17 protein-coding genes and 3 pseudogenes are annotated in these 22,168 nt (G+C 63.6%); 17 read left to right on the top strand and 3 right to left on the bottom strand.

The annotated features are described in order from the left end of the window. Positions 1-15: 15 nt before the first annotated feature. Positions 16-1,281 (top strand): spinster family MFS transporter, encoded by a 1,266-nt coding sequence (locus ACRECS_RS25105; protein ID WP_431585700.1) that lies wholly within the window; start codon positions 16-18, stop codon positions 1,279-1,281. Positions 1,282-1,321: 40 nt separating this feature from the next. Here the strand turns inward: ACRECS_RS25105 and ACRECS_RS25100 are convergent, their stop codons facing one another. Continuing rightward, the gene (locus ACRECS_RS25100; protein WP_431585699.1) at positions 1,322-2,248 is read right to left on the bottom strand and encodes a zinc-binding dehydrogenase; all 927 of its coding nucleotides are present in this window, start codon (positions 2,246-2,248) and stop codon (positions 1,322-1,324) included. A gap of 264 nt (positions 2,249-2,512) precedes the next feature. Between ACRECS_RS25100 and ACRECS_RS25095 the strand changes: the two genes are divergently transcribed. The 15 genes and pseudogenes from ACRECS_RS25095 (at position 2,513) to ACRECS_RS25025 (ending at position 18,498) form a co-directional block, all read left to right on the top strand. Further along, positions 2,513-3,385: a hypothetical protein gene (locus ACRECS_RS25095; protein WP_431585698.1), complete on the top strand. Its 873-nt coding sequence runs from the start codon at positions 2,513-2,515 to the stop codon at positions 3,383-3,385. A 14-nt stretch (positions 3,386-3,399) separates the two neighbouring features. Continuing rightward, positions 3,400-4,299: an amidohydrolase family protein gene (locus tag ACRECS_RS25090; protein WP_431585697.1), complete on the top strand. Its 900-nt coding sequence runs from the start codon at positions 3,400-3,402 to the stop codon at positions 4,297-4,299. Continuing rightward, positions 4,296-5,078, top strand: a complete 783-nt coding sequence (locus ACRECS_RS25085) for an enoyl-CoA hydratase-related protein (protein WP_431585696.1) — start codon at positions 4,296-4,298, stop codon at positions 5,076-5,078. The genes ACRECS_RS25090 and ACRECS_RS25085 overlap by 4 nt, the downstream gene beginning before the upstream one ends. Before the next feature lie 121 nt (positions 5,079-5,199). Next, positions 5,200-5,448, top strand: a pseudogene (locus ACRECS_RS25080) (HU family DNA-binding protein). Continuing rightward, positions 5,448-5,961 (top strand): annotated as a pseudogene (locus tag ACRECS_RS25075) (YbaK/EbsC family protein). Before ACRECS_RS25080 ends, ACRECS_RS25075 begins: the two co-directional pseudogenes overlap by 1 nt. A gap of 85 nt (positions 5,962-6,046) precedes the next feature. Continuing rightward, on the top strand, positions 6,047-6,625 hold the full coding sequence (locus ACRECS_RS25070; RefSeq protein WP_431585710.1) for an ANTAR domain-containing response regulator: 579 nt from the start codon (positions 6,047-6,049) through the stop codon (positions 6,623-6,625). After that, a complete protein-coding gene (locus ACRECS_RS25065) occupies positions 6,622-7,839 on the top strand; it encodes an ABC transporter substrate-binding protein (protein ID WP_431585695.1) in 1,218 nt (405 codons plus the stop codon). The genes ACRECS_RS25070 and ACRECS_RS25065 overlap by 4 nt, the downstream gene beginning before the upstream one ends. A gap of 240 nt (positions 7,840-8,079) precedes the next feature. Then, entirely contained in the window at positions 8,080-9,312 is a 1,233-nt protein-coding gene (locus ACRECS_RS25060) for a nitrate/nitrite transporter (protein ID WP_431585709.1), read from the top strand. Positions 9,313-9,347: 35 nt separating this feature from the next. Then, positions 9,348-10,544 carry an alginate export family protein gene (locus ACRECS_RS25055; protein WP_431585694.1) on the top strand — a complete coding sequence of 399 codons (1,197 nt, stop codon included), beginning with the start codon at positions 9,348-9,350 and terminating at the stop codon, positions 10,542-10,544. Continuing rightward, positions 10,541-13,024 (top strand): nitrite reductase large subunit NirB, encoded by a 2,484-nt coding sequence (nirB, locus tag ACRECS_RS25050; RefSeq protein ID WP_431585693.1) that lies wholly within the window; start codon positions 10,541-10,543, stop codon positions 13,022-13,024. The genes ACRECS_RS25055 and nirB overlap by 4 nt, the downstream gene beginning before the upstream one ends. Beyond that, the gene (nirD, locus tag ACRECS_RS25045; protein ID WP_431585708.1) at positions 13,024-13,362 is read left to right on the top strand and encodes a nitrite reductase small subunit NirD; all 339 of its coding nucleotides are present in this window, start codon (positions 13,024-13,026) and stop codon (positions 13,360-13,362) included. Before nirB ends, nirD begins: the two co-directional genes overlap by 1 nt. Beyond that, entirely contained in the window at positions 13,359-15,944 is a 2,586-nt protein-coding gene (locus ACRECS_RS25040; RefSeq protein WP_431585692.1) for a molybdopterin-dependent oxidoreductase, read from the top strand. Before nirD ends, ACRECS_RS25040 begins: the two co-directional genes overlap by 4 nt. Then, entirely contained in the window at positions 15,937-16,716 is a 780-nt protein-coding gene (gene cobA, locus ACRECS_RS25035) for a uroporphyrinogen-III C-methyltransferase (protein ID WP_431585691.1), read from the top strand. Before ACRECS_RS25040 ends, cobA begins: the two co-directional genes overlap by 8 nt. Further along, the gene (locus ACRECS_RS25030) at positions 16,709-17,932 is read left to right on the top strand and encodes a molybdopterin molybdotransferase MoeA (RefSeq protein WP_431585690.1); all 1,224 of its coding nucleotides are present in this window, start codon (positions 16,709-16,711) and stop codon (positions 17,930-17,932) included. The genes cobA and ACRECS_RS25030 overlap by 8 nt, the downstream gene beginning before the upstream one ends. Continuing rightward, on the top strand, positions 17,932-18,498 hold the full coding sequence (locus tag ACRECS_RS25025; protein ID WP_431585689.1) for a molybdenum cofactor guanylyltransferase: 567 nt from the start codon (positions 17,932-17,934) through the stop codon (positions 18,496-18,498). The genes ACRECS_RS25030 and ACRECS_RS25025 overlap by 1 nt, the downstream gene beginning before the upstream one ends. Here the strand turns inward: ACRECS_RS25025 and ACRECS_RS25020 are convergent. After that, positions 18,495-19,157: a hypothetical protein gene (locus ACRECS_RS25020; protein WP_431585688.1), complete on the bottom strand. Its 663-nt coding sequence runs from the start codon at positions 19,155-19,157 to the stop codon at positions 18,495-18,497. The two genes, ACRECS_RS25025 and ACRECS_RS25020, sit on opposite strands and share 4 nt — an antisense overlap. After that, the gene (locus ACRECS_RS25015) at positions 19,147-20,424 is read right to left on the bottom strand and encodes a tyrosine-type recombinase/integrase (RefSeq protein ID WP_431585687.1); all 1,278 of its coding nucleotides are present in this window, start codon (positions 20,422-20,424) and stop codon (positions 19,147-19,149) included. The genes ACRECS_RS25020 and ACRECS_RS25015 overlap by 11 nt, the downstream gene beginning before the upstream one ends. A 943-nt stretch (positions 20,425-21,367) precedes the next feature. On the opposite strand from ACRECS_RS25015, the pseudogene ACRECS_RS25010 reads away from it, so the two are divergent. After that, positions 21,368-22,041: pseudogene (locus ACRECS_RS25010) on the top strand (IS3 family transposase); the annotation flags it as partial. Between the last annotated feature and the right edge of the window lie 127 nt (positions 22,042-22,168).

Genomic DNA, 22,168 nt, shown 5'->3' with positions numbered 1-22,168 from the left:
CCGCCGGAGAGCGGCATGGATCGAGCTTCCGGCGCCGTCCCGGCAGCATCGCTCTATGCGCTGCTGATCCTGACGCTCACCTATGCGGTGGCGTTCGTCGACCGGCAGGTGCTCGTGCTCGCGCAGGAATCGATCAAGCGCGAGCTTCATCTTTCGGATGCGCAGCTCGGACTGCTGACCGGCCTCGCCTTCTCGCTCTTCTATGTGATGATCGGCATTCCCGTCGCCCGCTTCGCCGATCGGGGCACACGCCGTACTGTTGTCGCAATCTCGCTGGCGGCCTGGAGCGCGATGACCGCGCTTACCGGTTTTGCCACAAGCTATGCTCATCTCTTCCTCGCCCGCATGGGTGTCGGCATTGGTGAGGCCGGCTGCAATCCGCCCTCTTATTCGATGATCGCCGATCTTTTTCCCCGCGAGCGGCGCGCGGCGGCGCTCTCCTTCTACACGATCGGCGCCAATCTCGGTGTGTTGATCGGCTTCCTCCTCGGCGGCTGGCTGACCCAGACCTATGGCTGGCGCACGACTTTCTTCGTCCTCGGCCCGCCGGGCATATTGCTTGCGGCGATCCTGCGCTGGACGGTCCCTGAACCCAAGCGGGCTGCGATCCGGCAGACCTCCCGGCAATCATTCGGCGCAGACCTTCGCTTCCTCGCGGCATATCCTACGCTGCGCCGCCTGGCAGTGGCCATCGCGCTCTGCGCCTTGATCTCCTACGGGTCGCTGAGCTGGACCGCCCCTTATTTGATCCGCACGTTCAAAATGTCGGTGATCGATGTCGGCACCGTCCTGGCGTTGACCGTCGGCATCGGCGGAGGCATCGCCGCGACGGCATTCGGCCTGATTGCGGACCGGCTGACCCGGCGCGATGCGCGCTGGTATCTCTGGTTGCCAGCCCTCGCCTATGTCGCGCTGACTCCTTGCTTCCTGCTGGCATATAATACCCAGGGCGCGACAGCAGCGATCGCCCTGCTCGCTATCCCGCTGACGCTCGGCACCGTCTTCAGCGGCGTCTCCCTTACCGTCGTCAACAGCATTGCGCCGCCGACGATGCGGGCAACCGCCTCCGCCTTGTTCCTGCTCGTCACCAATCTGTTCGGAGTCGGATTCGGATCCTGGCTGATCGGCCTGTTGAGCGACCATTTTGTCGCAAGCGAAGGCGTACAGTCGCTGCGCACCGCGCTCCTGATCGTCATGCCGGTCGCCTGCGTCCTCGCGATCCTGCAACTTCTGTTCGCGGCACGCAGCCTGCGCGCCGATCTCGATCGGGCTTCGACCTGAAAATCCGGCCGCGCTACCGAATGTCGCGCGGCCGGCACGATCAGCCGATCATCAGCACCGCCTTCCCGCGCAGCGTCCGGTTCTTCATCGCATCGAGCATCGCCGCGGTCTGGGACCAATCGCCCTGCTGGCCGATCTCGGCGTGGAGCTGGCCTGTGCGAACCAGTTCGAGGAGCTCGGCAATATCCTTGCCGTCATCGAGAGCGGGCAGGTCGTTGTAGACGAAATGCCGCAGCGTGAAGCTCTCGCGCCCGACAAAGAAGGAGAAGAAATCGAGCGTGATCGGCTGGAAGCTCGCCTGGCCGAACCAGAGGATCGTCGCCCCCTTGGCCAGCTTGGGCACGATCTCACCAAAGGTGGCGCCGCCGACCGATTCGAGCACGATGTCGAACGGACCATCGGCAGCTCCCAGCACCTGGACCACCGTGCACCCCAACGCCGCCAGCCGCTCGGACGGCTCCTCGGCCGAAGCAAGCGCGGTCACCAGCGCCCCCTTGCCGATCAGCAGTTCGACCGTGGCATGGCCAACACCACCGGTCGCGCCGGTGATCAGCACCTTGCGCCCCTCGACCGGTCCTGCCTCGCGGATCAGACGTAGCGCGACCAGGCCCGCGAGCGGCAATGCCGCTGCATCGGCAATGCCGATGCCGTGCGGAATGACGGTCACCTGAGCTGCTGCGACGGCGACAAGTTCAGCCCCGCCACCACCCGCCGGACTATGGACCACGATCTTCTCGCCTGCCCTCGGGCCGGTCCCGTCGCGCGCGGCCTGCTGCACGGTTCCCGCGAAATCGATCCCGGTGCGCCAACCCGATCCGGGCATCGACAAATACAGAAAGTCGGGCCGATTGAGCGAAAAGGCCTCAACCTTCACGACCAACTGGTCGTCGGCAGGCGAAGGATCATCGACATCCTGGAACGCGACCAAGCGCTCCGTATCGTCGCTCTGTACCAAGGCTTTCATCATTGCTGTCCCTTCAGGTGAATGGCGGAGGCCCGCCCGTCCACGCCGCACCGCCCGCTTTGCGCAGCCGGTATCGGACAGTCGAAATCCAGGCTCTCCCGTTGCCGCCAATATTTCATCGCGCAGCACTCCGCAAACATTTTATGAATGATGGCTCATTGTTCATAAGGTTATTGCCTGTCGTCAGTGCAGGAGCTATCAAGCAGGATAAGAATGTGGCCGGTGCTCATCCGAACGGAAGCGACGGGGCCGCGCTGAGAGGACCGCATGACGACCGAGCAGAAGATCAATCCCGATGCCGATGGTCTGATCGTCGGCAACCCGGACGTGACAACGGCCGAGGAAATCGCGGCCTTCCGGGCTTATTATGATCGCACCAAGGGTCGCGTGTTACCGGGCTTCGAGTTCCTGCTCGAGCACCGCCCCGACGTGCTGAAACGGTACCGTGCCGGTGTTCGTGTCACGACCAGTCCGGAATGGCGATCGCATCCGCTGCAAATGGTACTGCAGCACCTGCATCAATATGTGATCTCGGCCTATGGCGACGGTATCATCTATCAGGTCCATGTCGCGCAAAATGCCGGTGCGTCGAAGGCGATGGTGCTTGATGTACTGTCGATCGCCTTCCTCCATTCGGGACCGCGCGGCCTGAACTATGCCGCGACCGAGGCCGGCGACTATATTCGCGACTATGCCGATCCGGCGCCGGGCAAATGGCCCGAAGGCTGGGGCTTCGAGGCCAATGCATTCCACTCGGGCATGGACTTTGCCAGCCCTGGCGCCTCGAATGCCGATATCGATGCGCTGCGCGACTGGCACATGCGGACGACAGGCGAAATCCCGAAGCATGTCGACTATCTCGCGAAGTACTCGCCCGATCTGCTCAAGGCCTGGCGCAACCGCTACGAGCATTGCATCCGCGCGCTGCCCAAGCAGATGATGCCCTATCTGCTGCTCAACTATAATGTCTCGCGCGGCTTTGCCGACGGCATCCGCGAAAATGTCCTGCTCGGCAAGGCGTTCGGCATGACGAAACAGCAGCTCACCGACCCGATCGCCTGGAGCCTCTATTATGGCGGCGTTGAATCCTATGACTTGATCGAGCGCGTCGTCGGCGACGTCCTCGACAGCATGCGCTGAACCGGAGGACGACCGTGAAGATCATCGACAGCCAGGTCCATATTCTCGACGAGGACAAACCCGAACGCCCCTGGGATCCCAATTTCGGCGCCGCCGCGGGCAAGGCAATGGCGGCCACCCGCGCGCATTTCACCAAGGGCGCCGCGATCACCACCGACGCCATGATGCTCGCCGCGATGGACCGCGTCGGCGTCGATGCCGCCCTGCTCGTTGCCACCTCGCATTATGGCTGGGACAATGGCTATTCGATCGAGGCGGCGCACAAGGCACCCGACCGGTTCGGCGTGATCGGACGCATCGACCCCGCGGCCGCCGATGTCGAGGAGCGCGTTGCTGCGTGGAAGGCCGACCCGGCCGGTATCGGCCTGCGCATCCTGATCCTCAGCGATCAGCATCGCGACCAGCTCGCCAGCGGCTATTTCGACCGGTTGCTCGTTGCCGCCCAGGTTCATGCGATCCCGATGACTGTCTTTCCCGCCGGCTATCTGCCTGACATGACAAATGCCGTCGAGCGCTTCCCCGACCTGCAATGGGTGGTCGACCATCTCGGCATCGCCCAGCCGCCACTGATGACGCCGGATCCTGAGCCGTTGCAACGCCTGCCCGAACTGCTCGCGCTTGCCCGCTATCCGAACGTCGCCGTCAAGATCTCCGCCGCCCCTGCCCTGTCGCGCGAGACATTCCCGTTCATCGATCTATGGCCCGCACTGCACCAGCTCGCGGACGCCTTCGGGATCGACCGATTGATGTGGGGCAGTGACTGGACCCGGGTCGAGAGCCTGTTCAGCTATTCCGAGGGTCTTCGCTACATTCTTGAATCAAAAGAACTCTCCGAAGGCGACAAGGAGAAGATCTTGGGTGGATCATTGAGCCAGATCTTCGGCTGGACCCCGGCTGGAAGGAACCAGGCATGAGCGTGTTCAAATATCTCTCGGTCGAACTTGAGGAAAGCGGCGTCGCGATCGTGCGCTTGAACCGACCGCCGGCCAATGCGGTGGACCAGGCGATGTATCTCGAGATCGCCGATCTCTTCTCGAACCCCGACCAGATCGGCGATGACGTCCGTGCCATCGTCCTCGCCGCCGAGGGTCCGCATTTCTGCGCGGGCAATGATCTCGACGAGTTCGTTACCATGTCGCCCGAAAACGGCACTGAGCGGATGTGGCGTGTGCGCGAGGCGTTCTTCGCAATTGAGAATTGTCCGGTACCGGTGATCGGTGCGGTGCACGGGGTTGCGCTCGGCACCGGCCTCGCCATCGCTGCTTCCTGCGACTTTGTCGTTGCCGATCGCAATGCACGCTTCGGCCTGCCCGAACTCACCGTCGGCGTGATGGGTGGCGCACGCCATCTCGCGCGCATCGCCCCCCAGCCTCTCGTCCGCCGTATGTACTTCACCGGGGACCATTTGCGCGCAGAAGAGCTTGCCGACCTGGGTGGAGCAATCTTCATCTGTGATCGGGATGCCTTGCTAGATGAAGCTCGCCGCTTCGCGCTGCGCGCCGCCTCGTTCAGCCCGACTGCGGTGCGCCTCGCCAAGCAGATCCTCAACCGGATCGAGACCATGGACATGCGCGCGGGCTACGAGTTCGAGCAGCGCTACACGGTTCAGATGAGCGGGCACCCGGACTCCAAGGAAGCGCTGAGCGCCTTCGCGGAGAAGCGCCCGCCCAAGTATCTGCCGCGGTCGCGGTGAGAATCTTCAGCCGGCGCAGGATGTATTGGGGCGAAGGGATGATCTATGCGGCGGTGTCGCAAGATTACCCACAGAGCTGAACGGGCCTCTTTAAAGATGAACAGTTGATCTCGCCGAGAAGATCGCCGTCGCCAATAGCTTGTCCAAGACGGATGCGAAGAAGCTGATCGATGGCGTGTTTGCTGCGATCGCCGACGCGGCGGCCGCCGGCTAGGAGATCTCGCTGAACGGCTTCGGTAAATTCAAGGTCAAGACGAGCGCCGCGCGCGAGGGCCGCAATCCGTCGACCGGAGCGGCCATCCAGATCCTCGCATCGAAGAAGCTCGGCTTCGCGGCCGCCAAAGCGATCAAGGACAAGCTCAACGGCTGATGAGCCTAAATTCAGTTCGAGCCTTCCTTGCGGAGAGGGCCCCAGACATCGCCATCATCGAACAGGCGGCGAGCACGGCAACCATTGCCGAAGCCGCCGCCACGCTCGGCGTCGAACCGGGACGCATCGCTAAGACTCTTTCCCTGCGCGTGAAGGGTCAGGCCGTGCTGATCGTCACACGCGGCGACGCGCGGCTGGACAACTGGGAAACAAAGCAAGCGCTGGGCGGAGGCCCGCGCATGCTTGGTGCCGAGGAAGTCGAACAATTGACGGGTCATCCCCTTGGCGGTGTTTGCCCGTTCGGCTTGGACACCCCGATCCCGGTCTTTTGCGATATTTCGCTGAAAAATTTCGAGACTGTCTATCCAGCTGCTGGATCGCACCGCCTCGATCTGCATGACGCCGGCGCGACTCGCCTCGCTGACCGATGCGAGGTGGATCGATGTGTGCCTCACGACCGAGGACCTGACTGATGCATTCCCGCAAGATAGGGCTGTATCGGATCGGCCCTAATTAACCCGCATCAACAATCGACGACTATAGTTGAAATCGTGGCCCAAGACTGTCTATGCTGCGCCGCAGCGAGAAAGGCTGCCCGTTGCGGATTGCGATCATCGACGAAAGTACCGCGCGCGCCGCTGTAATCGAAGAGGGCTTGCGTGACGCCGGCCTGACCGATGTCGTCTTCTTCGCCGAACGCCACGGAATCGCCGCCCGGCTCGAGACATTCGCCCCGGATGTCGTGCTGATCAATCTCGCCAATCCGCATCGTGATGAGCTGGAAGAATTGTTCGCACTGTCACGGGCAATGGCGCGGCCCGTTGCGATGTTCGTCGACCAGAGCGACACCGCCGGCATGGAAGCGGCGATCGATGCCGGCGTGTCCGCTTATGTCGTCGACGGCCTCAAAAAGGAGCGCATCAGGCCGGTGCTTGAACTCGCAATCCGGCGTTTCCGCGCCTATTCGCGGCTGCGCGCCGAACTCGACGAGGCCCGCGGCGCGCTGGCCGAACGCAAGGCGATCGATCAGGCCAAGCTATTGCTGATGAAGAAGCGCGGAATCGACGAACCCGCCGCCTATGCCGCATTGCGCAAGGCCGCGATGGATAGCGGACGACGGATCGGCGATGTCGCCGACGCGATCGTCACCACCGACCGGCTGATGGGAGACTTATGAGCAATACGCCCTTCCGGATCGGGTTCCTGCCGCTGGTCGATGCCGCCCTGCCGATTCTCGCACGCGAGCTTGGCCTGGCCGAAGCGGAGCGGATCGACCTGACGCTCGTTCGCGACATGAGCTGGGCGACGGTGAACGACCGACTGCTCTATGGTCATAGCGACGCGGCGCATCTGCTCGCGCCGCTCGCCATCGCCACCACGCTCGGCCTTGGCCGGCCGGCAACGCCTTTGTCGGTGCCGTTCGTACTCGGGTTGAACGGCAATGCGATTACACTGCGGCCCGATCTCGCCGAACAGATCACGACGGTCGGTGAACCGGGCGACATCACCATGATCGGCACGCGGCTGGCGGCCATCGCCCGCGCCGCGCGTGACGGCGGCAACGTGCTGCGCTTCGGCGTGGTCCATCGCTATTCCAGCCATAATTACATGCTGCGCTACTGGCTCGCCGGCTGCGGTCTCGATCCCGATCGCGATGTGCGGATCGTCACGGTCGCGCCGCCCTTCGCCGCCGATGCGCTGGCGGGTGGCGAGGTCGATGGCATCTGCGTTGGCGAACCATGGAACAGCGTGGCGGTAGACCGCGGCGCCGGCGTAATCGTCGCGGTCACCTCGCAAATCTGGTTGCGCGGCGTGGAAAAGGTCCTCGCCATGCGCACCGCGCGGATCGATGAGGATCCTGATCCGACGCAACGGGTGATCCGCGCGCTTTACCGGGCCGGCGAGGCGTTCGTCGATCCCGCGCGGCTGGACGATATCGCCGCGATCCTGGCGCGGCCGGAATATCTCGATGGGTCCGCTGACCTGATCCGCCGCGCGATATCCGATCAGATCCGCTTCGCGCGCGGACATGAGCTGGTGCATGTCCCGGATTTCATGTTCCAGCACCGCGAAGCGGCGAACTTCCCCTGGGTCAGCCAGGCCGCATGGCTCTACGCGCAGATGTGCCGCGCCGGTCATACCAGCGCCGATCAGGCCGAATATCGTGCGGCGCAGCATGTCTTCCGGCCCGATATATATCGCGCCGCCTTGCGCCCACTTGGTGTCCCGCTCCCCGGGGCGAGCTCCAAGCTGGAGGGCGGAATCGGCGATCCGCTAGGTGTGGGGACCACGCAAGGGCGACTGATTCTCGGCGCCGACCGTTTCTTCGACGCGCGCAGCTTCGACCCCGAAGCCCTGTCCGACTATCTGGAGAACGCCGCCTCACGCTGATTTACGCTGCGTTGCAAAATAGCGCTTGCATCGACTCGAGATCGGAGTCACCTTCCCGTCGAACGCCGGATAGCTGCAACGAAGCAGCATCCCGGCATCACCGAAATTTGGCAAAGTCGCCGTCGCGTTCCGTTTCCACAACGGGCGTCGCGGCGGCCTTTTTGCGTTTGCTCGAAGGGGATCGAGACAATGACGCAGTTACAGGTGCCGCTGAATAACGCGCTGATTGCCGACCGGCCTATGGCCGGAGCGATGCCCGCCACGCAGAAGGGCAATTTTTGGCAAGCGGGGCATCGCCCCACATTGATCGCCGCCTTCCTCTATTTCGACGTCGCCTTCATGGTGTGGGTCCTGCTCGGCCCGCTGGCGCCGATCATCTCGAAAGATCTCGGCCTGAATCCGGCGCAAAAGGGGCTGATGGTGGCGGTGCCGACGCTCGCCGGCGCGATCCTGCGGCTCATCAATGGCGTGTTCGTCGACCGGATCGGGCCCAAGCGGACCGGTGCGATCGGCCAGATCATCGTTATCGTCGGATTGCTCAGCGCCTGGCTTCTGGGCGTGAGCAGTTTCGGCGGTACATTGGCGGTCGGTGTCGTACTGGGCTTTGCCGGCGCCAGCTTTGCCGTTGCGCTCCCGCTTGCCTCGCGCTGGTATCCACCTGAGCATCAGGGCAAGGCGATGGGCGTTGCCGGCATGGGCAATTCGGGCACCGTGCTCGCCGCGCTGTTCGCGCCGCTGCTCGCCAAGGCGTTCGGCTGGAACGCGGTGTTCGGTCTGGCGGCGATCCCGCTGATCATCGTGTTCGCGATCTATATGGCGATCGCCAAGGATTCGCCCGATCAGCCCGCGCCAAAGCCGGTCGCCGCCTATCTCGAAATATTGAAGCAGCGCGACGCCTGGTGGTTCATGCTGTTCTACGGCGTGACCTTTGGCGGGTTCGTCGGCCTGTCCGCCAGCCTGTCGATCTACTTCACCGATCAGTTTGCGCTGACGCCGGTGATCGCCGGCTATTGCACCGCCGCCTGCGTATTCGTCGGGTCGTTGCTGCGCCCTTTCGGTGGCGCGGTGGCGGATCGGATCGGCGGGGTGAAGACATTGACTCTGGTCTATATCCTCGCCGCAGTGACGCTGGTCGCGATCAGCACCGCGCCGACATCGCTGGCGGTATCGGTCGCGCTGTTTCTGCTGGTGATGGGCACGTTGGGCTTCGGTAATGGCGCTGTGTTCCAGCTCGTGCCGCAACGCTTCCGCGCCGAGATCGGCGTGATGACCGGGCTGGTCGGCTTCGGCGGCGGCGTCGGCGGCTTCTACCTCGCCTCCTCGCTCGGCTTCGCCAAACAATTGACTGGCAGTGCGCAGGCCGGTTTCCTGATCTTTGCCGGGCTGGCGCTGGTCGCGCTGGGTGGCCTGACACTGGTCAAGAAGCGCTGGCGCGAGACTTGGGACGCGGTCGCGCTGGGAGTTCGGATCTGATGCGCGCGCTCACTCCCATGAGGCTGGCACCGATAATGCTGGCAGGGGTTATCGCCTCCCCTGCCGTCGCCCAGACCATCACGCTGAAGCCGCTGATCGACGCGCGCATGCGCTACGAACATGTCGATCAGGCGCCCCTGCCGAGCAACGCCGACGCGGTGACGATGCGGGTGCGCAGCGGCATCGAGGCAAAGGCAGGCGACTTTGCCCTGCTGGCCGAGAGCGAGGCGACTCTGGCGATTTCGGAACATTATAATAGCGGGCTCAACGGCAAGACCGCTTTCCCGCTGGTCCCGGACACGCAGAATATCGAGCTGAACCGGCTTCAGCTTCAATATCGCGGCCTGCCCGGGACGGTCGTCACGGTCGGACGGCAGCGCATCAATCTCGACGATCAGCGCTTTGTCGGGTCGGTCGCCTGGCGCGACAATGAGCAGACCTTCGATGCGGCACGGATCGAATGGTCGGGCATCAGGAACCTCAAGGCCGACCTTACCTATGCGCGGGCCGATCGTTCGATCTGGGGGATCGATGGCGGCAATCGCTACGGCGCGGCGCGGCTATCGTCGATCGGCGGCGACAATGTCTTCACCAACCTTGCCTATACCACCACGTTCGGCACCCTGATCGGCTTCGCCTATCTCATAGACCAAGACCAAAGGCTGGTGTTCGCCAACAGCAGCCAGACCTATGGCGCCCGATTCATCGGCGCCCGATCGCTGAACAAGGCTGTGAAGCTCAGCTATATGGCGAGCTTCGCCCGACAGAGCGATTATCGTCGCAATCCCAATGATTATGCCGCCAGCTATTATGCCGGCGAGCTGGGGCTCGGCATCAGGGCGTTCAGCCTGAGCGGCGGCTATGAGGTTCTCGGTGCTGACCAAGGCGCGGCGCTGACCAGCTTCCAGACGCCGCTCGCAACCCTCCACAAATTCAACGGCTGGGCCGACAAGTTCCTCGTCACCCCGCCCAACGGCCTTCGCGATGCCTATGGCTCGATCGGCTATGGCTGGAAGAAGATCGCCGGGTTCGACGCGATCGGCCTCACCGCGGTTTATCACCGCTTCGACAGCGACCGGCTCGACCAGCATTATGGCGACGAGATCGACCTCCAGGCCAGCCTGAAGCGCGGGCGATACACCGCCCTCGTCAAATATGCCGACTACACCGCCCATGGCTTCGCGACCGACACGCAGAAGCTGTGGCTATCGCTCGAATGGGCCCTTTCATGACTGAACCAAAACCACACCTCCTCGTCATCGGCAACGGCATGGCCGGGTGCCGCGCGGTCGAGGAAATCCTCGCGCGCGACGCGGGCAAATACCGCATCACGATCTTCGGCGCCGAGCCGCGGGTCAATTACAACCGCATCATGCTGTCGCCGCTGCTGGCGGGCGACAAGTCGTTCGAGGATATCGTGATCAACGATCACGCCTGGTACGCCGACAATGGCATCGACTTGATGGCGGGTGACCCGATCGTCGCGATCGACCGGGCGGGGCGCACCGTCACGGCGCGGTCGGGCCGGGTCGAAAGCTACGACAAGCTGCTGCTCGCGACCGGCTCCGACCCGTTCATCATCCCCGTGCCCGGGCATGACCTGCAGGGTGTCGTCACCTTCCGCGACATGGACGATGTCGGTGCGATGCTGCGCGCGGCCTCGGCCGGGGGCGACGCCGTCGTCATCGGCGGCGGTCTGCTCGGGCTGGAGGCGGCACACGGGCTGTGCCTGCGCGGCATGAAGGTGACGGTGCTTCACCTGATGCCGACGTTGATGGAGCGCCAGCTCGACGAAGCGGCCGGCTGGCTGCTCAAGGAAGAACTTGAACGGCGCGGCCAGACCATCCTGACCGGGGCCGATACAGCGCAGATCATCGGCCAGGGAAAGGTCGAGGGCGTGCGGCTGAAGGATGGGCGCGAGATCCCGGCGAGCCTTGTCGTGATGGCGGTGGGCATCCGCCCCAATGTGAAACTCGCGCGCAATGCCGGTCTGGCGATCGGGCGCGGCATCCATGTCGACGATCATCTCGTCACCTCGGACGCGGATGTGCTCGCAGTCGGTGAATGCGTCGAACATCAGGGCCAGGTCTACGGGCTGGTCGCGCCGCTGTGGGACATGTGCCGCAGCTTGGCCGATGGACTGGTCGCGACGCCGAGCGGCTATGGTGGCTCCGTTACGTCGACCAAGCTCAAGGTCTCCGGCATCGACCTCTTTTCCGCCGGCGATTTCTCAGGCGGTGAGGGGTGCGAGGACATCGTCATGCGCGATGCCTCGCGCGGCATCTACAAGCGCGTGGTGGTAAAGGACGACCGGCTGATCGGCGCGGTGCTTTACGGCGATACGCAGGACGGCAACTGGTATTTCGACCTGCTCAAACGCCAGGAGGATGTCGCTGCGATCCGCGACGCGCTGATCTTCGGCCAGGCCTTCGCTTCGGGAGGAGGGGTATCGGCAAACCCTAATGCGGCAGTCGCAGCCATGGCGGACGACGCCGAGATCTGCGGCTGCAACGGCGTGCCCAAGGGCAAGGTGGTCGCCGCGATCCAGGGCGGTGCCTGCACACTCGACGCAGTGCGCGCCTGCACCAAGGCATCCGCCTCATGCGGATCCTGCACTGGGCTTGTCGAGGGGCTGCTCGCGATCACCATGGGCGACGATTACGCCGGCGAACGTGCCGCGCCGACCGTCTGCAAATGCACCAGCTTCACCCATGAGGATGTCCGCCGGCTGATCATCGAGAAGCAATTGAGGGCGATCCCGCAAGTGATGCAGGAACTGCACTGGACCACGCCCGACGGGTGTTCGTCCTGCCGACCAGCGCTCAATTACTATTTGCTCTGTGCCTGGCCTGGCGAATTCGTCGACGACAACCAGTCACGCTTCGTCAACGAGCGCATGCACGCCAACATCCAGAAGGACGGCACTTATTCCGTCGTGCCGCGTATGTGGGGTGGGGTGACCAATCCAAAAGAGCTGCGCGCGATCGCCGATGTCGCCGAGAAATATCAGGCGCGTATGGTGAAGGTGACGGGCGGCCAGCGGCTCGATATATTCGGGATCAGGAAAGAGGATCTGCCCGCGGTCTGGGCCGATCTCAACGCGGCCGGCATGGTCAGCGGCCATGCCTATGCCAAGGCGCTGCGCACGGTGAAAACGTGTGTCGGGTCGGAATGGTGCCGCTTCGGTACGCAGGATTCGACTGGCCTCGGCATCAGGATCGAGCAGATGACCTGGGGCAGTTTCATGCCGCACAAGTTCAAGATCGCGGTGTCGGGCTGCCCGCGCAACTGTGCCGAGGCGTCGATCAAGGATATCGGCGTGATCTGTGTCGACAGCGGCTATGAGCTGTCGATCGGAGGCAATGGCGGGATCAAGCTGCGCGGCACCGATTTCCTGTGCAAGGTTGCGACCGAGCAGGAGGCACTCGACTATATCGCGGCCTTCATCCAACTCTACCGCGAGGAAGCGCGCTATCTCGATCGCACCGCGCCCTGGGTTGAACGGGCCGGGCTCGATTATATCCGGCAGCGCATCGTCGACGACGAAACCGGCCGCGAGGCACTGCGGACGCGTTTCCTCCATTCGCAGAGCTTCATGCAGGAAGATCCCTGGGCGAAGCGCGCCGCGGGCGAGGACTGGAAACTTCACCAGCATCTTGCCGAGATCCGACCGGCCTCAGCCCCTGCCCCCCGCACGCTGGAGATCGCGTGATGGAACCCGAATGGCTCGATATCGGACCCGTAGATCAGTTGCCAGCGCTCGGCGCGCGCACTCTGCCCGTGAGGGGCGGGCGCGAGATCGCGATCTTCCACACCGCCAACGGCCAGGTCTACGCCTTGGCCAATCAATGCCCTCACAAGGCCGGGCCGCTCAGCCAGGGCATCGTTCACGACACCACGGTCACTTGTCCGCTGCACAATTGGCGCATCTCGCTCATCACCGGTGAGGCGCTCGGTGAGGACAAGGGCTGCGTACCGGTGATCCCGGTCAAGATCGATGGCGGGCGAATCCTGATTGGCCGCGCCGCCGCGCTTGCCGAGGCGGCTTGAACGCGGTCAAAACGATTTGCGCCTATTGCGGCGTCGGCTGCGGCATCGTCGCGACTCCGACCGGGAATCGCACCGCCGCGATCGCCGGCGATCCGGATCATCCCGCCAATTTCGGCAAGCTCTGTTCCAAGGGCACGCATCTTGGCGAGACGATCGGACTCGAGGGGCGGTTGCTGCATCCCATGATCGGGTCGGAGAGGGCCGGCTGGCACGAGGCGCTAGACCTTGTTGCCAGCCGTTTTGCTGCGACCATCGCCGAATACGGCCCGGACAGTGTCGCCTTCTACGCCTCGGGTCAGATGCTGACCGAGGATTATTATGTCGCCAACAAGCTGATGAAGGGCTTTATCGGCACTGCCAATATCGACACCAATTCCCGGCTCTGCATGGCGAGCGCGGTCGCGGCGTATGTCCGCGCTTTCGGCGAGGATGTGGTGCCATGCAGTTATGACGATCTCGACGCCGCCGACCTGATCGTCCTGGTCGGATCGAACACGGCCTGGTGCCACCCGATCGTCTGGCAGCGGATCGAGGCGGCACGCGCCGCGCACGGCACTAAGCTGGTGGTAATCGATCCGCGCCGCACCGAGACCGCAGAACGCGCCGATCTTCACCTCGCCATAGCCCCCGACAGCGATGTTGCGCTGTTCACCGGACTGCTTGCCGAGATGCGGTCGAGCTGGCGGCTCGATGGACGCTATCTCGCCGATCATGTCGCGGTGCCCGAGGGGTTCTGGAAATCGCTTCCAACCGCCGATGTGGCGAAGACCTGCGACATCGCGCCCGCCGACCTCCAGGCATTTTACGACCTGTTCGCCGAGCATCCGCGCACCGTCACCCTGTTCAGCCAGGGGGTGAACCAGTCGACCAGCGGCACCGACAAGGCCAATGCGATCATCAACCTGCACCTCGCGACCGGCCGGATTGGCAAGCCCGGCGCGGGGCCGTTCAGCATCACCGGCCAGCCCAACGCGATGGGCGGGCGCGAAGTCGGCGGGCTCGCCTCGATGCTCGCCGCGCATATGGGCTTCAGCGATGCCGAGCGCGACCGCGCGCGGCGCTTCTGGCAATCGCCGACGATCTGCTCCGGCCCTGGCCTGAAGGCGGTCGACATGTTCGACGCAATGGCGAAGGGCAAGATCAAGGCGGTGTGGATCATGGCGACCAACCCCGCCGTCTCGCTGCCCGATGCGCGCATGGCCCGCGTGGCACTGGCCAACTGCCCGTTCGTGGTCGTTTCGGACTGTATCGCCGCGACCGACACCGGCTTCTATGCACAAGTGAAGCTGCCCGCGACGGGCTGGGGCGAAAAGGACGGCACGGTCACCAATTCTGAACGCCGCGTCTCGCGCCAGCGCGGCTTCATGGCGCCGCTGGGCGAGGCACGCGCCGACTGGTGGGCGATCGCGGAAGTCGCGAAGCGCATGGGCTTTGCCGGCTTCGACTACCCCGACCCGGCCAGCATCTTCCGCGAATTTGCCGCGCAGACCGGGTTCGAGAATGACGGCGCTCGCCTGCTCAACATCTCCGACAAGGCGGCGATCACCAGTGCCGATTATGACGCGATGGCACCGTTCCAATGGGGCGGCGCCTCGCCCTTCGCAACGCGCGGCTACACCACGCCCGACGGCAAGGCGCGGCTGGTGCCGGTCCGCCATGTACCGCGTGACGACGGCAACCGTGCCTTGCCGCTGCGTCTCAACACCGGGCGCTACCGCGACCAATGGCACACGATGACGCGCACCGGCCTGTCACCCAAACTGTCCCAGCATCGCCGTGAGCCGCTGGTCGAGGTGCATCCTGATACCATCCAGCGCCTGGGCCTTGCCGATGGCGGGCTGGCGCGGGTCGAGACGGCACAGGGATCGAGCGTGTTCCGGGTCGCCAGCACGCCCGACCAACGGCGCCGCGAGCTGTTCGTGCCAATCCACTGGACTGATCAGACCAGCGGCGGTGGCCGGGCTGGCTTGTTGCCGGCGCGAGACCGTGACCCGGTGTCGGGCCAGCCCGGCTTCAAGAACACGCCCGCGACCGCCAGCGCCTACAAGCCGGGCTGGAGCGGCTTCCTGCTATCGCGTGACCTGCCCGCCAAACCCGACTGCACTTACTGGACGCGCATCCGCACCGCGAGTGGCTGGCTAACCGAGCTGGCGGGAGATGGCGATATCGCGCCGCTCATCGCGCTGTTGCCCGAAGGCGAGCGGGCCGAGATGATCGATCCCAAGCGTGGCGCCATCCGGTCGGCGGTGATGGCCGACGGCATTCTGCAGGCCGCGCTGTTCGTCTCGCGTAGCGGCGGACTGCCGCCGCGCGACTGGCTGATCGCTCAGCTCGGCCATGCCGACACCGCGCCCTTCGAGTTGCTCGCCGGACGCCCGGCAACACCGGCGCCCGATCGCGGCAAGATCATCTGCGTCTGTTTCGATGTCGGATTGAACACCATTCTCGACGCGATCGCCACCCGGCATCTTGTCAGCGTCGAAGCGGTCGGCGCGGCGATCAACGCCGGCACGAATTGCGGATCCTGCCGCCCCGCGATCGCCGCACTGCTCTCCCCACAAAAGGAAGCCGTTTATGGTTGAGCTCATCGCACCGGGCGAGGTCTGGCTGGTCGGTGCCGGCCCCGGCGATCCGGACTTGCTGACCCGTAAGGCCGAGCGGCTGATCGCTGCCGCCTCGATCGTGTTCCACGACGCCCTGGTCGGACCGGGCGTGCTCGATCTCATCCCGCCGCATGTGCGCCGCGTGGCGGTCGGCAAGCGCGCCGGGCGGCATTCGCGGACGCAGGATGCGATCAACGCGCTACTGGTGAAGGCTGCGCTCGACGGCGAGCGCGTGGTGCGGCTGAAGGGCGGCGATCCGTCGGTCTTCGGCCGATCGGCAGAGGAAATGGAGGCACTCTCGCGCCACGGCATTCGCGGGCGCATCTGCCCCGGCATCACCGCCGCCAGCGCCGCGACGGCGAGCGCCGGTGCCTCGCTCTCCCTGCGCGGATCGGCACGACAGGTGCGGTTCGTCACCGCCCATGCCCGTGCCGGTGAAGCGCTCGATCTCGATTGGGCGTCGCTCGCCGACCCATTGTCGACGCTTGCCTTCTATATGGGCCGCGCCGTCGCACCGGAGATATGCCGGCATCTGATCGCCCATGGGCTGCCGGCAGAGACGCCGGTTATGATCGCCAGCGACGTCAGCCTTCCCGGGGAGCGCCTCGTCCATACCCGGCTCGACCTCCTGCCGCTCGCGATTGATGGCGAAGGCAATGGTCCCGCGCTGATCCTGATCGGCGAAGCGGTGCGGACCCGCCGCGCAACGGATCTGCGTTCCGTAGCGGCGGACGCGGCACGCCATGGTTGATCTCGGCTTTGCGATCCGGCCGATGCCGGCGTGCCATGCGACGCTCGGTTTCGATGAGGCGCTTGCGCGGATGGAGCACGCGACCCAGCCCCTCGGCCGCGAGCAGGTGGCGTTGCCCAATGCCGCCGGCCGCATCCTTGCCGAACCCGTGCTCGCGCGGGTGAATGCCCCACCGGTGGATGTCGCGGCGATGGACGGCTATGCTGTAAGAGATGGCGCCTTCGGCCCCTTGCACGTCATCGGCGAGTCCGCGCCAGCCCACCCTTGCCGCGATGAGGTCGGAGCCGATAGGGCGGTGCGTATCTTCACCGGCGCGCCGATGCCAGGCGGAGCGGAACGCGTGATCCCGCAGGAGCTGGCCGATCGGCAAGGCGACCTGGTCACCGTGCCCCTTTCCGAGGACAAGCGCCACGTCCGGTTGCGCGGATCGGATTTCGCGGCCGGCGAACCTATGCTGCCCGCAAACCGGCGGCTCGATCCCCGTGCCATGCTCGTCGCGGCCGCAGCTGATGCGGCGCAGTTAGTGGTCTGGCGCGCGCCGCGAATCTTTGTGGTGGCGACCGGGGACGAACTGGTTCGATCGGGTCAGGCCGCAACCGGATCGCCCTTCGTCATTCCCGACAGCATTTCGCCCGCCATCGCCGCGCTGGCAATCGAATGGGGAGCGGTGGTTGCGGGGTCCGCGCTCGTGCCCGACCGGCTCGACGTGATCGAGCGATGCGTGCAGGACGCAATGGCGTCGGCGGACGTCGTGGTGGTGATCGGCGGTGCCTCGGTCGGTGATCGCGATTTCTCGAAGACGGCACTTGCGACGCTTGGCCTCGGCCTCGTCTTCTCCAAAGTTGCGATCAAGCCCGGCAAGCCGGTCTGGTATGGCCGCGCCGGAGCGACCCATATTCTCGGCTTGCCGGGCAATCCCACCGCAGCGCTGGTAACGGCGCGGCTGTTCCTGGCTCCGCTGCTCTGCCGGCTGACAGGGCGCCCCATGTCCGCCGCCCTGTCGTGGCGGCCGGCGCAGCTGGCTGTAGCGTTGGACGGCAATGGAGACCGGGAAGCCTTCCTGTGCGGCGCCTGGGACGGGCGCGCGGCGCGCGCGCTCGATCGCCAGGCAGCATCTTCGCAAGCGTTGCTCGCCCTGACCAACATCCTGATCCGCCGGGTTCCGGGCGTCGAGGCGGAACCGATCGGCAGCATCACCGCAGTCCTGGATTTCTGATGGAGTCGCGCGGCGGTGTACTAGGTGCGGTGATCGCCGGCGGCGCTTCTCGCAGGTTTGGCAGCGACAAGGCGCTGGCGTCGATCGATGGCAAGTCAATGCTCGCGCATGTGATCGAAGCACTCCGTCCCCAGGTGGACGATGTGGTGGTGTGCGGCAGAGAGTGGCCGGATGTTACCGTGTTGCCCGATCTTTGTAGGAGGCGCATCGGGCCGCTAGCAGGCCTGGAGGCAGCACTGGAGCATGCGACGAAGCGGCGCTACCGCGCCGTCCTATCGGTTCCGGTCGACACACTTCCTTTGCCCGGCGACCTCTTACTACGGTTGGATGGGAGCGGACCTGCCGTTCTGCACGAGCAATATCTGATCGGCTATTGGCCGATCACCTGCCTCGATCCGCTCCGCCGGCATCTCCAGGCAGGAAGCCGGACCGTTCGTGGCTGGATCGCCGAGGCCAATGTGCGAAGAGTCGCGGAACCATTTTCGATCTGTAACATCAATTTTCCCGACGACCTGAAACTCATAAAAGGCCACGCACAACAAAGGAGCGAGCCTGAGCAGTCCTAATGTTGTTTGAAAGTCGTCCGGTCCCTCGCGTCTCGCGACGTCAGCGGATCGATGTGGTCGGCATGTGTCGTCGCCCATTCGCACCATTCGACAATATCTGCTGGCGACCGGGTCGGCGCATGCACTTTGACGACCGCAGCAATATAGGCACGCAGCCGCTGGGCCTGTTCCCATGCGATGGCATCCGCCTCCAGCTTAGCGAGCGCCTTCCTTTCCTCGGCGACTCGCTCACGCGCTTGGGCATGTTCCCGCTCGATCACCTCCAGTCGGTGCCGGCGCTCTTCCTGCCGACGTTCTCCATCGAGCCGATAGTCGGCGCGCGTTCGAACGGCGCGTGACGAAGTCCGACTCCTGTCGAATGCGGCTGGCGTCTCGGTAGCCTGGCGATCGACCGGCACCCAGAAATCTATTCCGCCGGCACCGACGACCTCCGGCAATTCGGCCGGCATGGGATGCCCACCAGTCTCGATTTGCCGCCAATATCCTCGCGCTGGAACCGGTATTGAATGCTGTACGCATTTTTTTCGGAGGGCCACGTCGCTGATACCGAACCGCGCGGCGACCTTGGTGATCGGTTCCCTCCATACCATCGCATGAAGGTCTTCACGCAGGACGGTCAGCAGTCGACCATTCGACGGCAGGTCCGGGTCAGGCCGCATGAGAAAGCAGTGGCACGATAGCTTCCGCGCCCAATTCCTCGAGTCCGTCGGCGATCCACCGCGAATAATGCCTCTCGATCATCGCAACGCTCGTGTCGTGCATCGCCGCGACGAGGCGAACGGGTAGACCTGCTGCAATCCCGCGCACGATCGACGAGTGCCGCAAGGCATAGGGTACGACATTGATGCCGACCGCTTCGCAAAGGATTGTCCAGGACCGGATCATTTCCGAAGACGACGTCCAGGCGCCGCGTCGGTCTCGTTCCCATACCCCCGGCCCAATCTGGACATGCCGCCATCGGCAGAACAACGGCTCAGTTGGAGCGCGACCGCGGATCGCATCACCAACCGCTGCGAGAACGTCTTCGCCGATACGCAGCGGTGTGAACCCGGCAACCTTGTTCCTGCCTTTTCGGCTTCGGGGAACGAGCATGCGACGAAGCGAAATCTGCGCGTCGCAGACTTTCATGCGCTTGAGTTGGGAGAAGCGTGCGCCGGTTGCCGCCAGGACGAGCACCAGCAACCCGAAATCTTCGTCGATCTCGAAGGCCATGTTTATGACGGCGCGAACCGTCTCATTGTCGAGGATCTGATTTTCTCGAGCGACCTCGGTCGGCTCGATACCGATCGCCTCAACGTCGAGCCCCAACAGGATAGTATCGCCGAAGTCGGATGGAAGCCGCCGGCGCTCCCGGCGCAGCGTTGCGTTGAGCGCCGCCTTCAAATCGTTCATGATCCGGCGCTTGGTCGTTCCCTTCAGTGTCGGGTCGAGCGCATTGCGCCAGGCCTCGAGGTCGCCTTCGTTCAATTCATCCAACCTGATGGACAGAAAATGTTCATCATTGCGGACGTGACGGCTGAGCGTGCTGTTGGCGTCGCTCTTCACCTCCCGTCCTTCGCGTTCAGACTGGCGGGCATTTCGTGCGGCGAGATAGGTCTCCACCGCCAGGCGCACAGTGAGGACCGGACCAGATGCGTCGGCAGCACGCTTGCGTCGGGCCTTCTCGACCGCCGCTGTGGCGACCTTTACCGCTTGGCTGAAATCCAACGTGCCTTCACTGACCGTATCATCGGCGATGCCGATCTCGACCTGACGATAGGCTTGGTCCTGTTCAGCGAACCAGCGCACGAGCCACACGCTACCGCGCTTACCCTTACGATATCCGAGGTGAATCTGGCGATCAATGCCGCGCCAGTGCAAACCTTTCCCCAGCACCGCGCGCGAAGCACGCGTCGTGATAGGGCTCTCGACTAAAGTCCGAGGCATGTGTACAGAATCCATCGAATGGATCTTATGGCAAGTTCTTATCAAAAACGATTTTGTATCCGTCTAGTAAGCACTGCTATACGATCAAGGACGTTGATGGATATATATGAGAAAAATCGGGCGATTCCAATACCACCAACGGACGCCTATAAACAACCATGGACGTGATTTACTTGATAAATACTACTCTCACGGCGAAAACACGAGTTCGATTCTCGTAGGGGTCACCAGCGATTTTTGTTTCTTTTCAGAAACATAGGCGTATTTTCCGCCGTCGGCGTTTGGGTGCTGCTTCAGGATTTCGGTAAACAAGCCTAGCCTCTACTAACGCCCAATCGCGCAACAAGTAATTGATTTTCAACAGAATTTTTTTGACGGCGAGCTCAATATTTCCGCCGGATAACAGCGAAAATAGCTCCATTTCTCGATCCAAGGATATTCTTGGCTCGGTCAGGTTACGAAACCGGTTTGACAGGAGTTGGCCGTTGAAGGCGGGCAGCTTCCGGGCCGCCAGAAGCGAATAGCGGTCGTTAATCCGCCACCTATTCGTGCGTTTTTGGACCGACCCCGGTTATGCAGACGGCAAACGGGAAGACCCATAGTCGGCCATCCACGGGCCGCTCTCGACTTCCAAATTTCGGACGTCCATTCATCGTCGCGCTACGGCGGCTCTGTGCGCGCCGAATTGACTGTCCGAATGGCACTGCTTGGGTGGAAAATTCTCGGGCAGCTTTTGGTCGATGCGTTTCGCGGAGCTGCCATTAGCCATGGCTTCGATCTCCCCCTCGCGCGCACCGAAGCTGGTACGGAAAACCATAGTCTCGTAGGATGTCTTGATGTTGGCCTCCAAACGAATCTTGACCGCTGGTCTGTTGGCAATGCTTGAGCTGCTGCCGGTTTCGTGGACACCGAGATAAGGTGTTTTTGGAACCGGAGGGTGACAATGCAACGACGGAAGTTCAGCCGCGAGTTTAAGCTGGAAGCGGTGAAGTTGGTCCGCGATCGGGGCGTGGCGGTGGCGCAGGCGGCACGAGATCTCGACGTTCACGAGAACGTGCTGCGTAAATGGGTTCGCGATCACGAAGCCGATCCGGGATCGGCCTTTCCGGGGCACGGGGTGATGAAGCCCGAACAGCAGGAGATTGAGCGGCTGCGCCGCGAGATTGTGAAGCTCAAGGCGGAGCGCGACATCCTAAAAAAAGCGGCGGCCTACTTCGCAAGAGACTCGATATGAAGTTCGGGTTCATCGCGAAGCACCGGAGGGTCTGGCCGGTATCGTGGTTATGCGAGACGCTCGGTGTTTCGCGCAGCGGCTTTCATGCTTGGCTCGTTCGCGAGCCGAGTGCCCGCGCGCGTAGCGACGAGGAACTTGGCGGGAAGATCCGGGCCAGCTTCATCTCAAGCTACCGGACCTACGGTGCACGGCGCGTCTGGCACGATCTTCTGGCCGAAGGCCTTTCATGCGGCCTGCACCGGGTCGAACGGTTGATGCAGTTACACGGTCTCAGGGCACGTCCCCGGCGACGCGGGCTGCCAAAGGACGCGGGTGAACGCTCCGTCATTGCCGGCAATGTGCTTGATCGTCAGTTTACGGCCGATGCGCCGAACCGGAAGTGGGGGGACTGTCAGGAATTTTGTGCGTGAGGTCATATAGATGGAAGAGAAAGGACCATCGATATGGCAATCGACAAGGACGTTTTGGACCAGCTTCTGGCTGGTCGTGACCCGCAGGAACTGTTTGCCA

This window comes from Sphingomonas sp. (assembly GCF_050725575.1).
Lineage (GTDB): Bacteria > Pseudomonadota > Alphaproteobacteria > Sphingomonadales > Sphingomonadaceae > Sphingomonas.
The sequence above is the reverse complement of the archived record's forward strand: the minus strand, read 5'-3'. Positions and strand labels throughout refer to the sequence as shown.